Annotated in this window: 14 protein-coding genes; 13 read left to right on the top strand and 1 reads right to left on the bottom strand. The window is 70.0% G+C overall.

The features are described 5' to 3' along the window. The first annotated feature begins 187 nt into the window (after positions 1-187). Together H180DRAFT_RS14115 and H180DRAFT_RS14110 are read left to right on the top strand one after the other, a co-directional pair. Complete coding sequence (locus H180DRAFT_RS14115) at positions 188-1,822, top strand: acyl-CoA carboxylase subunit beta (protein ID WP_079100099.1); 1,635 nt, start codon at positions 188-190, stop codon at positions 1,820-1,822. 26 nt (positions 1,823-1,848) lie between these two features. Then, entirely contained in the window at positions 1,849-2,076 is a 228-nt protein-coding gene (locus tag H180DRAFT_RS14110; RefSeq protein ID WP_055486393.1) for an acyl-CoA carboxylase epsilon subunit, read from the top strand. A 210-nt stretch (positions 2,077-2,286) separates the two neighbouring features. On the opposite strand, the gene H180DRAFT_RS14105 is transcribed toward H180DRAFT_RS14110, so the two are convergent. Next, positions 2,287-2,469, bottom strand: a complete 183-nt coding sequence (locus H180DRAFT_RS14105) for a hypothetical protein (protein ID WP_055486392.1) — start codon at positions 2,467-2,469, stop codon at positions 2,287-2,289. A 548-nt stretch (positions 2,470-3,017) separates the two neighbouring features. Between H180DRAFT_RS14105 and H180DRAFT_RS14100 the strand changes: the two genes are divergently transcribed. The 11 genes from H180DRAFT_RS14100 (at position 3,018) to H180DRAFT_RS14050 (ending at position 17,182) form a co-directional block, all read left to right on the top strand. Then, complete coding sequence (locus tag H180DRAFT_RS14100) at positions 3,018-6,689, top strand: sensor histidine kinase (RefSeq protein ID WP_055486391.1); 3,672 nt, start codon at positions 3,018-3,020, stop codon at positions 6,687-6,689. A 9-nt stretch (positions 6,690-6,698) separates the two neighbouring features. Beyond that, positions 6,699-7,112: a roadblock/LC7 domain-containing protein gene (locus H180DRAFT_RS14095; RefSeq protein WP_028435354.1), complete on the top strand. Its 414-nt coding sequence runs from the start codon at positions 6,699-6,701 to the stop codon at positions 7,110-7,112. Between the two features lie 73 nt (positions 7,113-7,185). After that, entirely contained in the window at positions 7,186-7,596 is a 411-nt protein-coding gene (locus H180DRAFT_RS14090) for a DUF742 domain-containing protein (protein WP_028435355.1), read from the top strand. Between the two features lie 16 nt (positions 7,597-7,612). Then, positions 7,613-8,197 carry a GTP-binding protein gene (locus H180DRAFT_RS14085; RefSeq protein ID WP_051344894.1) on the top strand — a complete coding sequence of 195 codons (585 nt, stop codon included), beginning with the start codon at positions 7,613-7,615 and terminating at the stop codon, positions 8,195-8,197. 373 nt (positions 8,198-8,570) lie between these two features. Beyond that, positions 8,571-11,738, top strand: a complete 3,168-nt coding sequence (locus tag H180DRAFT_RS14080; protein WP_055486390.1) for a sensor histidine kinase — start codon at positions 8,571-8,573, stop codon at positions 11,736-11,738. Positions 11,739-11,748: 10 nt separating this feature from the next. Then, positions 11,749-12,162 carry a roadblock/LC7 domain-containing protein gene (locus H180DRAFT_RS14075; protein ID WP_037975732.1) on the top strand — a complete coding sequence of 138 codons (414 nt, stop codon included), beginning with the start codon at positions 11,749-11,751 and terminating at the stop codon, positions 12,160-12,162. 134 nt (positions 12,163-12,296) lie between these two features. Beyond that, positions 12,297-12,962 carry a DUF742 domain-containing protein gene (locus H180DRAFT_RS14070; RefSeq protein ID WP_055486389.1) on the top strand — a complete coding sequence of 222 codons (666 nt, stop codon included), beginning with the start codon at positions 12,297-12,299 and terminating at the stop codon, positions 12,960-12,962. Continuing rightward, complete coding sequence (locus H180DRAFT_RS14065) at positions 12,943-13,527, top strand: GTP-binding protein (RefSeq protein WP_028435360.1); 585 nt, start codon at positions 12,943-12,945, stop codon at positions 13,525-13,527. Before H180DRAFT_RS14070 ends, H180DRAFT_RS14065 begins: the two co-directional genes overlap by 20 nt. Before the next feature lie 332 nt (positions 13,528-13,859). Next, positions 13,860-14,642 (top strand): fumarylacetoacetate hydrolase family protein, encoded by a 783-nt coding sequence (locus H180DRAFT_RS14060; RefSeq protein ID WP_055486388.1) that lies wholly within the window; start codon positions 13,860-13,862, stop codon positions 14,640-14,642. Next, entirely contained in the window at positions 14,635-16,212 is a 1,578-nt protein-coding gene (gltX, locus tag H180DRAFT_RS14055) for a glutamate--tRNA ligase (RefSeq protein ID WP_055486387.1), read from the top strand. The genes H180DRAFT_RS14060 and gltX overlap by 8 nt, the downstream gene beginning before the upstream one ends. 70 nt (positions 16,213-16,282) lie before the next feature. After that, positions 16,283-17,182, top strand: coding sequence for a bifunctional helix-turn-helix transcriptional regulator/GNAT family N-acetyltransferase (locus H180DRAFT_RS14050; protein WP_055486386.1), 900 nt, complete (start codon positions 16,283-16,285; stop codon positions 17,180-17,182). Positions 17,183-17,258: the final 76 nt, after the last annotated feature.

The raw sequence follows: 17,258 nt of genomic DNA, 5'->3' as shown, positions 1-17,258 counted from the left end.
GGCAACTTGACAGGGCACCGTCACCGGGCTGTGGGAATCCCACAGCCCGGGGCGGGCCGCGTGAGAGACATCCCTGCCCTGAAGGCACGCTCGGGCGCCGTTCTGTCCAGCGCGACCATGAATCACCCTCGGACACTGTCTGAATCTGACGAGGATGAACGACCCTGCCGTTTCGTAGGGTCTATACATGACCGATCAGACCCAGTCGTCGCAGCAGACGCCGCAGGCCGCGGAGACCGCAGCCGCGTCCGAAGCCGCAGCCACCGGGGCACCGGACGCGCGCGGACGTGTGGCGGAGCTGCGTGCTCTGCGGGAGCGCGCGCTGCAGGGGCCCAGTGAGCGGGCGACGCAGGCTCAGCACACGAAGGGGAAGCTGACCGTCCGGGAGCGGATCGAACTGCTGCTGGACGAGGGGACGTTCCGTGAGGTGGAGCCGCTGCGGCGGCACCGTGCCACGGGTTTCGGGCTGGAGGAGAAGAAGCCCTACACCGACGGTGTCGTCACCGGGTGGGGGCTGGTGCACGGGCGGACGGTGTTCGTCTACGCGCACGACTTCCGCATCTTCGGCGGTGCGCTTGGTGAGGCGCACGCCACGAAGATCCACAAGATCATGGATATGGCGATCTCGGCTGGTGCGCCGCTGATCTCCCTCAACGACGGTGCGGGCGCGCGTATCCAGGAGGGCGTCTCGGCGCTCGCCGGATACGGCGGGATCTTCCAGCGCAACACCCGCGCGTCGGGCGTGATTCCGCAGATCTCGGTGATGCTCGGCCCGTGTGCGGGCGGCGCGGCCTACTCGCCGGCGCTGACGGACTTCGTCTTCATGGTCCGCGACACCTCGCAGATGTTCATCACCGGCCCGGACGTCGTGCAGGCGGTGACCGGCGCGAACGTCTCGCAGAACGGACTGGGCGGCGCGGACGTGCACGCCGCGACCTCGGGCGTCGCGCACTTCGCCTACGACGACGAGGCCACGTGCCTGGAAGAGGTGCGGTACCTGCTGTCGATGCTGCCGAGCAACAACCGCGAGAATCCTCCCGCCGAGGAGAGCACCGACCCGGTGGACCGCCGTGGCGAGGTGCTGCTCGATCTGGTGCCGGCGGACGGCAACCGCCCGTACGACATGCGCAAGGTGATCGAGGAACTCGTCGACGACGGGGACCTGCTGGAGATCCACGAGCGGTGGGCGACGAACCTGATCGTGTGCCTGGCCCGGATGGACGGCCAGGTGGTGGGCATCATCGCCAACCAGCCGCAGTCGCTGGCGGGGGTGCTGGACATCGAGGCGTCGGAGAAGGGCGCCCGCTTCGTGCAGATGTGCGACGCGTTCAACATTCCCATCGTCACGCTGCTGGACGTGCCGGGCTTCCTGCCCGGCGTCGACCAGGAGCACGGCGGAATCATCCGCCACGGCGCGAAGCTGCTGTACGCGTACTGCAACGCGACGGTGCCACGGATCTCCGTGGTGCTGCGCAAGGCGTACGGCGGCGCGTACATCGTCATGGACTCCCAGTCCATCGGCGCCGACCTGACCTTCGCCTGGCCGACGAACGAGATCGCGGTCATGGGCGCCGAGGGCGCGGCCAACGTGATCTTCCGCCGGGAGATCAACGGCGCGGACGACCCCGAGGCGATGCGGGCGCGGATGGTCAAGGAGTACAAGGCCGAGCTGATGCACCCGTACTACGCGGCCGAACGCGGCCTCGTCGACGACGTCATCGATCCGGCCGAGACCCGCGAAGTCCTCGTCCGCTCCCTGCAGATGCTGCGCACCAAGCACGCCGATCTGCCCTCACGCAAGCACGGAAACCCCCCACAGTGACCCCGAAGCAAGGGATGAATACTTCGATGAACCCGACCGACACAGCCGTCAGCAGCCGTCTCGTCCGCGTGGAGAAGGGCGAGGCCAACGAGGAGGAACTGGCCGCCGTCACGGCGCTGCTGCTCGCCCGCGCCGCTGCCTCCGCCCGGCACGCCCAGATCCCGGGCTCGCGCACCGCGGGCAGCGGCAAGGCCGGCTGGAGGCGCCTGGAGCGCGCACGCGGCTTCCGCGCCCCCCACAGCTGGCAGGGCTGAGGCGCAACCGGCCGAGGCGCAACCTGCCGAGCGCAACTCGCCCAGGCGCGAGCGGAGTTCGGCCGCCACGGCCGGGCTCCGGCGGCCGCCGGCCGGGCGAACCTGCGAACAGCGGGACCAGAGCAGCGAGACCCGAACAACGAAGGACGGCCTCCCGGTGAGTTCACGGGAGGCCGTCCTTGTGTGCCACGTGTGCCACGGGGCCGTCGTTCAGCCTGCGGGTGCGTCCTCGAGCACGGTGCGCGCCGGATTCGCGGTCTGCGGCTCCAGGTTGTCGAGGTCCCCGGCCTCTTCGGCGACGGCCCTCGTGGTCAACTCGTCCGCGTCCTGGAGGTGGGCCAGGGTGGTGCGGCGCGGGTTGGCTGTGCTGCGCATGATAAGGGTGGTCTTCACGCTCGACCGTACCTCGCACTTTCCAATTGACTTGTCGTTCCGCCGTGTTCTGTAAACAGGCTAGGACCCATTTTCATTTCGTTACGTGATGCGGGCGACGCGGAGCGTGTGAGTTTGCTCACCGGAGCGTGAGCAAAAGGGACTTACGTGATGAGGTGTCGTGAGTGCCGAACCGGACATCGGGGCCAGACGTGAGGTTCCGGCTCCGGGTCTGATACTGCTGGGGCGGGAGGGGTCCGCAATCCGGCACTGAAAAGTCCGGAATCGCGGAAAGTGTGTCGCACAGGAAGTGACGGAATATTGGCGGAGCGTCACCGCGCCCGGCGGGTTTTCCACAGCCCTTGTTGGAGATCCGGCACTGTGCTGGAATTCCACGGACCGCTGCGGGAAACAACCGGCGCGCAGGGGCGCAGAGCAGCGCCGCGCGGCGGTCAGGGGACGCGCGCCGGTCAAATCACGACCGCCAGGGGGGCCTTGGGACCCCCACGACTCGATACCGTCCCGCCGTCCCAAGCGGAGGGGCGCCTGGTCCAGAGGTTGCGACGCTAGTGCAGGGACGTTTCAAGAGGGATGGCAGCGCTGCGGGGGATCCGGAGCCGCGCGGAATGACGGACGGATCCTCACCCCAGCGCGCCCAGCAGAGCGGTCCGACGGCCGCGGTGCACGACGAGGACGGCGGGGCGGCCAACCGCCCGGCCGTCAAAGGCGACAAGAGCGACGAGCAGCGGCTGAGGACGCCTCCCGGGCCGGGCTCGCGAGCCGCCCTGCGCAACTGGCGGATCAGTACGCGTCTGGTGTCGCTCCTCGCACTGCCCGTGGTCGCTGCAACGACCCTGGGTGCCCTGCGGATTCAGGATTCCCTCGGGAACGTCGACCAGCTCGACAACATGAAGCTGCTCACGGAGATGACCGAGCAGGCGACGGAGCTCGCCTCGGCCCTCCAGGAGGAGCGCGACCGCTCTGCCGGCCCGCTGATCGCCACCGGGGACTCCAAGGACGACACCGTTGTCGGCCCCCGGGAGAAGACGGACCAGTCCTTCCAGGCGTTCAAGGAAGCCACCGCCGACATCGACGGCAGCGACAGAGTGATGGCGGGCGTCCAGTCCACCGTTCTGGACATCACCAGGCAGCTGACGGCGATCAAGAACATCCGCGAGCGCGCGTACGACAACCCGGCGTCGGTCTCGCAGACGGTCAACAGCTACAACCAGCTCATCGACTCGCTGCTGGCCCTGTCGCAGGACATGGCGCAGGCGACGAACAACTCCGAGATGATCCAGAGCACGCGTGCTCTCTCGTCGTTCTCCACCGCCAAGGAGTACGCCTCCATCCAGCGGGCGATCATCTCCGCCGGCCTCGCCCGCAAGGGCGGCCCCGAACTCTCCGAGAGCGACCGGCTCTACGCGAAGACGGCCGCCGAGAGCGAGAGCGCCTCGCTCGGCAGCTTCAACCAGATCTACGGCGAGGAGCGCGCCTCCGCGCTGACCAAGCCGCTCGACGGCGGCGTCGTCAACATCACGCTGGCGGACAAGTACCGCGACCGCGTGCTGAACAACCCCGACGGCATCAAGAGCGAGAACCGCTCGTACCCCGACTGGTACGACCAGGACCGCTCGAAGATCGACGAGATGGGGAAGATCGAGTCGACGCTGCTCTCCCAGATGGAGCAGCAGGCCCGTGAGCTGCGTGCCTCCGCCCAGCGCGAGGCGTTCCTCAACGGTGCCGTGATCCTTCTGGTCCTCGGCATCTCCCTCGTCGGAGCGTTCGTCGTCGCCCGCTCCATGGTGCGCTCGCTGCGCCGCCTCCAGGACACGGCCCAGGACGTCGCCCGCAAGCGGCTGCCGGAGCTGGTGCGCCAGATGTCCGAGTCCGAGCCGCAGGATGTGGACACCTCCGTCGAGTCGGTCGGTGTCCACAGCCGGGACGAGATCGGCAAGGTGGCCTCCGCGTTCGACGACGTCCACCGGGAGGCCGTCCGGCTCGCCGGCGAGCAGGCCCTGCTGCGGGGCAACGTCAACGCGATGTTCACCAACCTCTCCCGCCGCAGCCAGGGCCTCATCCAGCGTCAGCTCTCGCTCATATCCGAGCTGGAGTCCCGTGAGGCCGACCCGGACCAGCTCTCCTCGCTCTTCAAGCTGGACCACCTCGCGACCCGCATGCGGCGCAACGGTGAGAACCTCCTCGTCCTCGCGGGCGAGGAGCCGGGCCGCCGCTGGACCAGGCCCGTCCCGCTCGTCGACGTGCTGCGCGCAGCGGCCTCCGAGGTGGAGCAGTACGAGCGGATCGAGCTGAACTCCGTTCCGGCCACCGAGGTTGCGGGCCGGGTCGTCAACGACCTCGTGCACCTCCTCGCCGAGCTGCTGGAGAACGCCACGTCGTTCTCCTCACCGCAGACGAAGGTCAAGGTCACCGGTCACGCACTGCCCGACGGGCGTGTGCTGGTGGAGATACACGACACCGGAATCGGCCTCTCCCCGGAGGACCTCTCGGCGATCAACGAGCGGCTGGCCAGCCCGCCGACCGTCGACGTCTCGGTCTCGCGCCGCATGGGTCTCTTCGTGGTCGGCCGCCTCTCCCTGCGGCACGGCATACGCATCCAGCTGCGCCCCTCCGACTCCGGCGGTACGACCGCCCTCGTCATGCTTCCCGTCGACGTGGCCCAGGGCGGCGCCCAGGGCCCGCAGAAGGGCAAGCCCGGAAGCGCCGGCGGTCCCGGCGGCAACGGCCCGAGCGTGCCCAAGGGCTCGGGGCTTGCCGCGGCGCTGCAGCGCGGGCCGGGCGCCGGCCCCGGCGGCACCGGCCCGGCCAAGCTCGGCGGTCCGCCTACGCGGCAGGTGGGCGGCGGCGAGTCCCGTCCCGCACTGCCCGGTTCTGACGTTCCGGTGGGTGCCGGCAGCGGTCAGGGCGACGGCGGTCCTCCGACGACCAACCTCTTCGGCAGCAGCGGTCCCGGCGGCCCCGGAGGCCCCGGCAGGGGCCAGGACGCCCAGGGCCCGCCGAACCGCCAGGTGCCCCCGCTTCCGCAGCGGCCCGGCCCGGCCGGAGCGCTGCCGGGAGGCGGCGACAGCGGCCAGGGAGGCCCGGAGCCCGCCGAGTTCGAGCGGCCCCGCGACGGCTGGGGCGGCCCCTGGGAGCGTGAGAACCAGCCCAGCGGCGAGTACGCGATGCCGCAGTCCCCCTCGGACACGGGTGAGTTCCAGCGCCCGCAGTCCCCGGCGGACACGGGTGAGTTCGAGCGTCCCCGTCCGGGCTCCGGCACGGGTGAGTTCAAGCGCCCGCAGTCGCCGTCCGACACCGGTGAGTTCGAGCGTCCCCGTCCGGGCTCCGGCACGGGTGAGTTCAAGCGCCCGCAGTCCCCGTCCGACACCGGTGAGTTCGAGCGTCCGCAGCCCGGCGGTCCGAGCGACACCTCACAGTTCATGCGCCCGGACGACTGGAGCCAGCAGCGTCCGAGCTGGGCGACGGCCTCCGGCCCCGCCGAGGACGGCCCCCGCGGTCACGACGAGTCCGAGTCCAGCGAGACCGGCGAGTTCGCCCGCCCCGGCTACACCAACGCCTCCAGCGGCGGCCAGGGTGCCGCTCCCGGACGCGAGCAGCCGCAGGGCGACCAGGAGCCCTCGTACGACCCGGACTTCGGCATTCCTTCGGTGCCGCCGGCGGCGGCCGACGCCCCGACGCCGATCTTCGAGTCGATCGAGTCCAACTGGTTCCGTGCCGCGTCCTCGGCGCCTCCGCCGCAGCGGGAGCCCTCCGAGCCCCCGGCGCAGCCAGAGCGGTCCTCGTCCCAGCACGCACCCGCTCCGCGGCCAGGACAGCCGGCCTCGGCCGTGCCACCGATGCCGCAGCGGCACGCGGCCCGTGGCTCCGAGGGAGCGGCGGCGAACTCGTCGCACTCCGCCGGCGTCCACCACGGGGCCGACTCCGGTGCGCACTGGGGCGCTTCGCCCAACGACGAACGCTGGCGCCGCGCGGAGCAGGTGCGCCAGCCCGCAGCGGGCGGAGTGACCACTTCCGGTCTGCCGCGTCGCGTGCCCCGCGCCAACCTGGTCGCGGGTACCGCACAGCAGCAGTCCTCCGCACAAGCAGGACCGCAGGTCTCGCGTGCACCCGATGACGTCCGCGGCAGGCTGACGAACCTCCGTCGCGGCATCCAGCAGGGCCGACAAGCCGGTACAACGAACGGCCGCGGCACAGGCCCCCATTACCAGCAGGAGCGTTAGTTGAGTCCGATGAGCCAGGCGGCGCAGAATCTGAACTGGTTGATCACCAACTTCGTGGACAACACCCCAGGTGTGTCGCACACGGTGGTGGTCTCCGCGGACGGCCTCCTTCTGGCCATGTCCGAGGGATTCCCGCGCGACCGCGCCGATCAGTTGGCGGCGGTCGCGTCCGGGCTGACCTCACTCACCGCGGGTGCCTCCCGCATCTTCGAGGGAGGCCCCGTCAACCAGACCGTGGTGGAGATGGAGCGAGGCTTCCTCTTCATCATGTCCATCTCCGACGGCTCGTCCCTGGCCGTCCTCGCCCATCCTGAGGCTGACATCGGTCTCATCGGATACGAGATGGCACTGCTCGTGGACCGCGCAGGAACCGTCCTCACCCCTGACGTGCGCGCAGAACTGCAGGGGAGCATCCTCAACTGATCCGAAAGCCTCCCGACATGAGCCACCTCAGACCGTTAGCCGACCCCGACCTCATGCCTTCCCCGGAGGAGCCATGACCCCGCCAGCCTCGCCCGGCCCGTACGGTGCCCCATACCAGCACGCACCGTACGGAGGTGAGGGCGACCAGCCGCTGGTGCGCCCTTATGCGATGACGGGCGGCCGAACCCGGCCGCGCTATCAGCTCGCCATCGAAGCGCTGGTGAGCACGAGCGCCGACCCGGTTCAGCTCCAGGGTCTTCTCCCGGAACACCAGCGCATCTGTCATCTGTGCCGGGAGGTCAAGTCGGTCGCGGAGGTATCGGCCCTGTTGGCGATACCGCTGGGTGTGGCCCGGATCCTGGTCGCCGATCTCGCCGAGGCCGGAATGGTGGCCATCCACCAGCCCGGCGGTGGCTCCGAGCCCGGCGGCGCGCCAGATGTGACGTTGCTCGAAAGGGTGCTCAGTGGACTTCGCAAGCTCTAGCCCGCAGACGGGCCAGATGGTGGGTTACGGAGCCGGAGCCCCGACGCCCGGCCGTTCGACGACCTCCGCGAAGATCGTGGTGGCCGGCGGCTTCGGTGTGGGCAAGACGACCTTCGTGGGTGCGGTCTCCGAGATCAATCCCCTCCGTACCGAAGCGGTCATGACGTCGGCGTCCGCCGGGATCGACGATCTGACCCACACCGGAGGCAAGACCACCACGACGGTGGCCATGGACTTCGGCCGCATCACGCTCGACGACGACCTGATCCTGTACCTCTTCGGCACGCCCGGACAGGATCGTTTCTGGTTCATGTGGGACGACTTGGTCCGCGGCGCGATCGGCGCGGTCGTCCTGGTGGACACCCGCCGTCTGGCGGACTGCTTCCCGGCTGTGGACTACTTCGAGAACTCGGGCCTGCCGTTCATCATCGCGCTGAACGGTTTCGACGGGCATCAGCCCTACACGCCCGAAGAGGTCCGCGAGGCCCTGCAGATCGGCCCGGACGCTCCCATCATCGTCACCGACGCCAGGCACCGCGCCGAGGCGAAGAGTGCCCTGATCACGCTGGTCGAGCACGCCCTGCTCGCCCGGCTCAAGTGAGAGGCGCAGCCAACTCGACGCGCCGTTCGGCGAGTTGATCACACAGCCGGGCAGGAGCTCCTCCGCCCGGCTGTGTTGTTCGTCCTGAACTCCTTCATGTTCATAACGTTTCGACAGTGAATTACGCCGCCGTGAACACGGCTGGCGAGCGCAAGGCTTCACTCTGCTCACAAAATCCGGTCCATTTGCCCTCCTTGCCCGCATGTGCCCGGTTTCCGGGGCCTGTTGACTCCCGCCGGGGCCTCCGCGCAGGTGTTTGGTGGACTCGGCCCTGACGTGCTGAAATGCGCTGAACTCAGCAGTAACGAGTTGGCACGTCGCCGACCCATGGACGTCGGACACGGACACCGAGGGTCAAGAGGTGAGGAGTCGCGTGAGGCGAAGCAAGACGGGCGCTGCGGCCGGAACCCGGGAGGGGTCCAGGGGTAACTTCACCCCGCCGTCGCGGAGTTCGGTGACATCCGGCCTTCCCGACGGTACGGGCCGTTCGGGGGGCAGCCGCCTGGCCGTGCGCAACTGGCGCGTGAGGACGAGGCTGTACGCCATCCTCCTGATCCCCGTACTCGTCGGCCTCGTCTTCGGCGGCTTCCGCGTGAGCGACTCCGTGGACACCTGGAACGAGGCGAGGGACGCCGAGCGCACGGCCGAACTCGTGCGAGCCGCCGCCACGTACGGCAACGCCCTCATCGACGAGCGCGACCGCACCGCCGAACCCCTGCTCGCGGGGCGGCGTAACGATCCGGCAGTGGAGCGGGCCCGCGCGGTCACCGACCGTGCCAAGAAGGACTTCGACCGGGCCGCGTCCCGGATGCCCGACAAGCCCGGCCTCGAGCGCCGTCTCGCCGTCTTCCGCAAGGTGGAGCCCAAGCTGGGCCCGCTGCGTACCGCCGCCTACAGCGAGCGGCTGGGCGGTGTGGAGACCGAGGAGGGCTACGTCGCCGTCCAGCACCCGCTGATGGAGTTCGCCAACGAACTCGGCTTCGGCACCGGCAACATCACCTCCTACGGCCGCACCGTCTACTCCGTCTCGCTGGGCAAGGCCGCCCAGTCCCTGGAGCGCTCCATAGGCATGCACCTGCTGGTGCGGCCCGGTCCGGGCAAGGCGGACGTGAAGCGGCAGCACACGGGCCTGACGTCGTACGCCTACCTGGAGCGCATCGCCATGGAGGAGTACGTCGGCGGGGGCCGTCCCGAGGACGTGAAACTCCTGAAGCAGGAGCTCGCGAAGGCCTCCGCGAAGGGCAAGGAGCGCGTGGCCGAGGCCCGGGCCGAGGCGACCGCCGCCGGCAGGGACTTCGTGCCGCCGCCGTCGACGCAGAAGGCGATCCCGATGATCGTCTCGGGCGCCGGCAAGCGGGCGCTGGCGTCCAAGGGCGTCACCCCGGAGAGCTGGTTCGCGACGACCACCGGCAAGTTCGACGCCTACCGCGCCGTGGAGAAGGAGCTGACGGAGCGCGCCGTGGGCGAGACCCGGCAGATCTCCGACGACGCCGCTCGCGACGCCCTGGTCAACGCGGCGATCGTGCTGGTCGCGCTGCTGGTCGCGTTCTTCCTGGCCGGCATGATGGCCCGCTCGATGAGCCGCAGCATGGGCAATCTTCGCAACGCCGCCTTCGGCGTCGCCCAGGAGCGGCTGCCGATGCTCGTCGACCAGCTCTCGCGGACGGACCCCGGCCGCGTGGACACCCGCGTCGAGCCGATCCCGATCGACAGCACCGACGAGATCGGCGAAGTGGCCCGCGCCTTCGACCAGGTGCACCGCGAGGCGGTGCGTCTCGCCGCCGAACAGGCACTGCTGCGCGGGAACGTCAATGCGATCTTCACCAACCTCTCCAGCCGCAACCAGGGCCTCATCGAACGCCAACTCGGCCTGATCTCCGACCTGGAGAACAACGAGGCCGACCCGGACCAGCTGGAGAACCTCTTCCGGCTGGACCACCTCGCGACCCGCATGCGGCGCAACGGTGAGAACCTCCTCGTCCTCGCCGGCGAGGAGCCCGGGCGCAGCTGGAACGAGCCGGTGCCGCTCGTGGACATCCTGCGCGCCGCCTCGTCCGAGGTGGAGCACTACGAGCGCATCCAGCTCTCCGGCATCCCCGAGATCGAGATACACGGCCAGGTCGTGAACGACCTCGTGCACCTTCTCGCCGAGCTGCTGGAGAACGCCACGTCGTTCTCCTCGCCGCAGACGAGGGTCGACGTCAACGCGACGCGGCTTCCCGACGACCGCGTCGTGGTCGAGATCCACGACAAGGGAGTGGGCCTGACCGGGGAGGACTTCGCGGAGATCAACCACAAGCTGGCCAATCCGCCCACCGTGGACGCCAGCCTCGCCCGCCGCATGGGCCTGTTCGTGGTCGGCCGTCTCGCCGACCGGCACGGCATCCGCGTCCAGTTGCGCCCCTCGGGTGAGCAGCTGGGGACGACGTGCCTGGTGATGCTGCCCGAAGCCATCACGCGCGGAGGCGGCGGCGAGGAAGAGGGCTACGAGGACTTCACGGTCTCGCGGATCATGCCGGAACAGCCCTCGCCGCCCGGTGCCGGCCCGGACGGGCGCGGTCTGCCCTCCTCCCGCACCGCAGGTGAACTCGGCTTCGACGACGGCCGCTACCAGGTGCCCGACGACCTCTCCTCGCTCGGTCCCCTGGACCGGGACGCGCCGCTGCGGGACGGGCGCCGAAAGGCGCTGGAGAACCGCCGGGGCGAGCCGGAGTGGGAGAGTCCGCGGGAGGAGACGCCGCAGCCGCAGAGCTTCCGGGAGCAGCAGGAGCAGCCGCCGCAGGGGCCGGCGTCCCAGCAGTGGCAGGAGCCGCGTCAGCGCCGCCAGGAGGCGGGGGAGCAGTGGCAGGCCCCTCAGGAGCCCCTGGAGCAGCCTCGTGAGTGGGAGCAGCGCGGAGGCGGCTCGGGGTTCTTCTCACAGTCGCCGTCGCCGTCGCCGTCGCCGTCGCCGTCGCCGTTCGACGGGTCACGGCCGACGGACGGGCCCCAACTGACGGGCGGACCCGAGCAATTGCCGTCGCGCGGCACGGCCTACCCTTCCCAGGGAGCGGAAGCGGAATCACGTTCGGGCGTTCACGAGAATGGCCGGGACCGCGTAGGCTTCGACCGTCCGGGCCCTGCCCCGAGCAGTTATCGCACCACAACCGGCGCAGGCTTGCCGCGCCGGGAGGCGGGGCGATCTCGGCAAGAGGCGGGACCGGAAGAGCAACACCAGCAGCACCAGCCTCAACCGGAACCTTCCGAGGATTGGCGCAACGCCAACGACGAGCGCTGGAGCCGGGCAGGCCGGCTGCGGGACCCGCAGTCCAGTGGTCTCACTGCATCCGGCCTTCCCCGGCGGGTGCCCAGGGCCAACCTGGTCGCGGGCACCGCCGATGCGAACCCGCAGGGAGGCCCCATGGTCTCCCGCGCACCCGAGGACGTCCGCGGCAGGCTGAGCAACCTCCACCGCGGCGTACGCCGAGGGCGCGGTGCGGGTGATGCCTCCCGGAATGACCAACAGGGCTTCGGCCCCGGCAGCACCTACGATCAGGAGCGTTAGTGTGAGCCCGATGAGCCAGGCGGCGCAGAACCTGAACTGGTTGATCACCAACTTCGTGGACAGCACCCCGGGTGTTTCCCACACAGTGGTGGTCTCTGCGGACGGACTTCTGCTCGCGATGTCCGAGGGCTTCCCGCGTGACCGCGCCGACCAGCTGGCGGCAGTCGCGTCCGGGCTTACCTCACTCACCGCCGGAGCCTCCCGCATCTTCGAGGGCGGCAGCGTCAATCAGACGGTTGTGGAGATGGAGCGAGGATTTCTCTTCATCATGTCCATCTCCGACGGCTCGGCGCTCGCAGTTCTCGCACATCCCGAGGCCGACATCGGACTTGTCGGCTACGAAATGGCACTTCTCGTCGACCGCGCAGGCACGGTTCTCACACCCGACCTCCGCGCTGAACTGCAAGGAAGCCTGCTGAACTAGTTCCCAACCGGCAGACAGGCAGTGCGCGTTGCGCCCAGGCGCCATAAGGTGCGTTGAGTGCGGTGCCGCTGAAGGTGGTGCTGAAGCAGGACGGAACAATGTGGCCCGCACATCCGTGAGTCGGAGGAGGAAACATGACATTGCCCCCAGGCGGTCCGTCCTCGTACGGCAGCGGTCATGGCGAGAACGAGCCCCTCAAGCGCTTCAACTTCCCCTCCGCGCCCAGCAGGCATGCCGCCGGCGGGCAGCCCGGCGACGAGATGCAGGGGCCGGCCCAGCCACCGCCGGGCCCGCGACGCCGCCAGACCTCGCGGTACGAGGAAGGGGCGTACGACTCGTCGCGCTACGACCGCGAGTTCGAGCGGCGCCAGTTCGAACAGGCGCCGCCGCCCCGCATCCAGCCGGTGCAGCCGCAGCCGCGCAAGGACCAGGCCTACCAGGGTGGCCGCAGCGAGCAGCAGCCGCTGGTGCGCCCGTATGCCATGACGGGTGGACGGACCCGTCCCCGCTACCAGCTCGCCATCGAGGCGCTGGTGCACACCTCGGCCGAACCCGCCAGGCTGCAGGGGCAGTTGCCCGAGCACCAGCGGATCTGCCGCCTGTGTTACGAGATCAAATCGGTAGCTGAGATCTCCGCACTTCTCACCATTCCCCTCGGCGTCGCCCGTATCCTCGTCGCCGACCTGGCCGAAGCGGGTCTTGTCGCCATCCACCAGCCAGGCGGCGACGACACCGACTCCGACGGCCAGCCAGACGTGACACTGCTCGAAAGGGTGCTCAGTGGACTTCGGAAGCTCTAGCGGCGGCGCTGCTGCCCGTTCCACCACTTCCGCGAAGATCGTGGTTGCTGGCGGATTCGGTGTGGGCAAGACGACGTTCGTCGGTGCCGTGTCGGAGATCAATCCGCTGCGCACCGAGGCCGTGATGACTTCGGCGTCGGCGGGTATCGACGACCTGTCGCACACCGCGGACAAGACCACCACCACGGTGGCCATGGACTTCGGCCGCATCACCCTGGACCAGGACCTGATCCTGTACCTCTTCGGTACACCCGGGCAGGACCGCTTCTGGTTCATGTGGGACGACCTGGTGCGCGGTGCGATCGGTGCCGTCGTCCTCGTCGACACGCGCCGTCTCGCGGACTGCTTTCCCGCAGTGGACTACTTCGAGAACTCCGGCCTTCCGTTCGTGATCGCGCTGAACGGCTTCGACGGGCATCAGCCCTACACGCCGGAGGAGGTGCGCGAGGCCCTTCAGATCGGGCCCGACGCCCCGATCATCACCACGGACGCCCGTCACCGCGCGGACGCGAAGAGCGCGCTGATCACGCTGGTCGAGCACGCGCTGATGGCACGACTGCGTTAGGCACCCGGGGGCGGCCGAGGCCGCTCCGCACGACGAAGAGCCGGACCTGTGGTCCGGCTCTCGTCGTCTGCACCTTCGCGCCCGTCTCCCGGCCGCACGGGACCGCACGCGCACCCGGTGCGCCGGTGAGGGTGCCCGCGAGCCACCATCGCCCGCCGCCGCAGCCGCCCCTGCCATAGCGTGCCCGTGCGGCCGAGCCCGGGTCGGCGAAGCGGCAGCGGGAGGGTGGGGGCGAGGCCCACCCGGCCGCGTGGAATACGCTGGAGCGTCGTCACCCCGTCCGGCCACGGTCGTCACCCCGTCCGGCCACGTCAGAAGGGCAGCCCGAACCCGTGCGCATCGCAAGATTCTCCCTCGACGGCAACGTCGCCTTCGGTGTCGTGGAAGGGGACGCGCAGACCGAAGGCGGCCCCGTGCTCGACATCATCAAGGGCCACCCCTTCGCGGAGTTCGAGCGCTCGGGCCAGAAGATCCCCCTGGACAAGGTCCGGCTGCTGCCGCCCGTGCTGCCCAACAAGGTCGTCGCCGTCGGCCGCAACTATGCCGAGCACGCCAAGGAGTTGGGCAACGAGGTCCCCGACTCCCCGGTCGTCTTCTTCAAGCCGTCCACATCCGTGTGCGGCCCGCACGACCCGGTGACCTATCCGTCCTTCTCGTCCGAGGTGCACTACGAGGCCGAACTTGCCGTCGTCATCGGCCGGTTGTGCAAGGACGTGCCCCGTGAGCGCGTCAAGGACGTGATCCTCGGCTACACCTGCGGCAACGACATCACCGCCCGCGACATCCAGCGCACCGAGTCGCAGTGGGCCCGGGCCAAGGGCTTCGACACCTCCTGCCCGCTCGGCCCGTGGGTCGAGACCGAGCTGGACGCCTCCGACCTCGGCGTGATGTGCACCGTCAACGGAGAGCAGCGCCAGCTCGGCCGCACGAGCGAGATGGTCCGCTCCGTCGAGGACCTGGTCGTCCACATCACGGAGGCCATGACGCTGCTGCCGGGCGACGTCATCCTGACCGGAACCCCGGCGGGCGTCGGCCCGCTCGTCGTCGGCGACGAGGTCGCCGTCACCATCGAAGGCATCGGCACTCTCACCAACAAGGTGGTCAAGCGTGACTGAGGCGACCGCGCCCGCATCCCCGTCCACGGCCGTCACGAAGGACGTACGCGTACGGTTCTGCCCCTCACCGACGGGCAACCCCCACGTCGGCCTGATCCGGACCGCCCTGTTCAACTGGGCGTTCGCCCGGCACCACGGCGGCACGCTCGTCTTCCGCATCGAGGACACCGACGCCGCCCGCGACACGGAGGAGTCCTACGAGCAGCTGCTGGACTCCATGCGCTGGCTCGGCCTCGACTGGGACGAGGGACCCACGGCGTTCGACGCCGCCTCCGGGGGCCCTGGGGGTACCGCCCGGGCCGCAGGCCCAGGGGGAGGCCCGCACGGCCCGTACCGTCAGTCGCAGCGCACCGAGATCTACGCCGACATCGCGGCAAGGCTCCAGGGGGAGGGCTTCGCCTACCCGTGCTACTGCACCGCCGAGGAGCTGGAGGTGCGCCGCGAGGCCGCCCGCAAGGCCGGCAGGCCCTCCGGCTACGACGGCAAGTGCCGCGAGCTGACCGCGGAGCAGATCGCCGCGTACGAGGCCGAAGGACGCACGCACATCGTCCGCTTCCGCATGCCGGACGAGCCGATCACCTTCACCGACCTGGTCCGCGGTGAGCTGACGTTCGCACCGGAGAACGTGACGGACTACGGCATCGTCCGCGCCAACGGAGCGCCGCTCTACACGCTGGTCAACCCCGTCGACGACGCGCTGATGGAGATCACGCACGTGCTGCGCGGCGAGGACCTGCTCTCCTCCACCCCCCGCCAGATCGCCCTCTACCGGGCCCTCGCGCAGCTCGGCGTCGGCGCCGGCACGATTCCCGCCTTCGGTCATCTCCCGTACGTGATGGGCGAGGGCAACAAGAAGCTCTCCAAGCGCGACCCGCAGGCCTCCCTCAACCTCTACCGCGAGCGCGGGTTCCTGCCGCAGGGGCTGCTCAACTACCTTGCGCTGCTGGGCTGGTCGATCGCCGAGGACCGCGACATCTTCTCGCTCGACGAGATGATCGCCGCCTTCGAGATCTCCGAAGTCAACGCCAACCCGGCCCGCTTCGACCTGAAGAAGTGCGAGGCCATCAACGCCACGCACCTGCGTGAGATGCCGCCCGGGGACTTCGTCGCGGCCTGCGAGCCCTGGCTGCACGCCCCCTACGCTCCGTGGCGCGAGGAGTCGTTCGACAGGGCCGCCTTCGAGGAGCTGGCCCCCCTCGCCCAGACGCGGCTGACGGTCCTGTCCGACATCACCGCCAACGTCGACTTCCTCTTCCTGGACGAGCCCGTGGAGGACGAGGCGTCCTGGACGAAGGCGATGAAGCCCGGCGCAGAGGACGTGCTGCGCACCGCCCGTACGAAGCTATCCGGCGCCGACTGGAAGGCCGAGGCCCTCAAGGACGCGGTGCTGGCGGCGGGCGAGGAGCACGGCCTCAAGCTCGGCAAGGCCCAGGCTCCGGTGCGTGTCGCGGTCACGGGCCGCACGGTGGGCCTGCCGCTCTTCGAGTCCCTCGAAGTCCTGGGCCGCGAGCGCACGCTGGCCCGCGTGGATGCGGCGCTGGAGAAGGTGGCGGCCCGGCAGGAGGGCTGAACTCCCGCGATGTGAGGTGTTACGGGCGCCGCCCCTGGTCCTGTGCGCATTCTCTGACTAGAGTCAGAGAATGGCTGATGTGCAGATCGACCAGGTGCGGCGGTTCAACCGCACCGTCACCGAACGCGTGGGCGTGCTCTGCGACCACTACCTGGGCCGCGACAGGCCCGTCGGCGAGGCCCGGCTGCTCTGGGAGATCGGCGAGCAGGGGCAGGACGTACGGCGGCTTCGCGAGCGCCTCGGCCTCGACTCCGGCTACATCAGCCGGCTCCTGCGCTCCCTGGAGGCCGCCGGGCTGGTGACGGTGGAGCCGCACCCCCGGGACAGGCGGGTGCGCACCGTCCGGCTCACCGGCACCGGCCGCGCGGAACGCGCCGTGCTGGACGGCCGCAGCGACGAACTGGCCGGCTCCATGCTGGAGCCGCTCAACAGCGCCCAGCGTGCACGCCTGGTCGCGGCCATGGCCGAGGTCGACCGGCTGCTGACCGCCGGAACGGTCACCCTGGACACCGTCGACCCGGACCACCCCGACGCCCGGCACTGCCTGCAGGGCTACTTCACGGAGCTCCAGGAGCGCTTCTACACCGGCTTCGACCCGGCACGGAGCCTGCTGCCCGACGCGGGTGAACTCCGGCCCCCGAGCGGCCTGTTCCTCGTCGCCCGGCTCCAGGGTGAGGCCGTCGGCTGCGCCGGCCTGAAGCTGCCCGCCGGTGCCCCGGCCGAGATCAAGCGCATGTGGGTCGCCCCCCGGGCCCGCGGCCTCGGCCTGGCCCGCCGCTTCCTGACCGAACTGGAGACGCGCGCCGCCCGGCACGGCTCCGCCACGCTGCGCCTGGACACCAACAAGGCGCTGACCGCCGCGATCGGCCTCTACCGCTCCTTCGGCTTCGAGGAGGTCCCCGCCTTCAACGACGAGCCGTACGCGCACCACTGGTTCGAGAAGAGCGTCGCCGCACGGCGTCCGGAGTGAACGGGGAGGGAGCGTCCGGCGGGCGCGGGGTCGGAGGGTTCCGCCCGCTGGCGGCTTCGGCGACGATTCCGCAGGT

The organism is Streptomyces sp. WMMB 322 (assembly GCF_900090145.1).
In the GTDB taxonomy this organism is placed as follows: Bacteria; Actinomycetota; Actinomycetes; order Streptomycetales; family Streptomycetaceae; genus Streptomyces.
The sequence above is the reverse complement of the archived record's forward strand: the minus strand, read 5'-3'. Positions and strand labels throughout refer to the sequence as shown.

What these genes read in the sequence shown, in the direction of transcription:
- H180DRAFT_RS14115 (WP_079100099.1), top strand. Translation starts at nt 188, where the DNA reads ATGACCGATCAGACCCAGTCGTCGCAGCAGACGCCGCAGGCCGCGGAG.
- H180DRAFT_RS14110 (WP_055486393.1), top strand. Translation starts at nt 1,849, where the DNA reads ATGAACCCGACCGACACAGCCGTCAGCAGCCGTCTCGTCCGCGTGGAG.
- H180DRAFT_RS14095 (WP_028435354.1), top strand. Translation starts at nt 6,699, where the DNA reads ATGAGCCAGGCGGCGCAGAATCTGAACTGGTTGATCACCAACTTCGTG.
- H180DRAFT_RS14090 (WP_028435355.1), top strand. Translation starts at nt 7,186, where the DNA reads ATGACCCCGCCAGCCTCGCCCGGCCCGTACGGTGCCCCATACCAGCAC.
- H180DRAFT_RS14085 (WP_051344894.1), top strand. Translation starts at nt 7,613, where the DNA reads ATGGTGGGTTACGGAGCCGGAGCCCCGACGCCCGGCCGTTCGACGACC.
- H180DRAFT_RS14075 (WP_037975732.1), top strand. Translation starts at nt 11,749, where the DNA reads ATGAGCCAGGCGGCGCAGAACCTGAACTGGTTGATCACCAACTTCGTG.
- H180DRAFT_RS14070 (WP_055486389.1), top strand. Translation starts at nt 12,297, where the DNA reads ATGACATTGCCCCCAGGCGGTCCGTCCTCGTACGGCAGCGGTCATGGC.
- H180DRAFT_RS14050 (WP_055486386.1), top strand. Translation starts at nt 16,283, where the DNA reads ATGGCTGATGTGCAGATCGACCAGGTGCGGCGGTTCAACCGCACCGTC.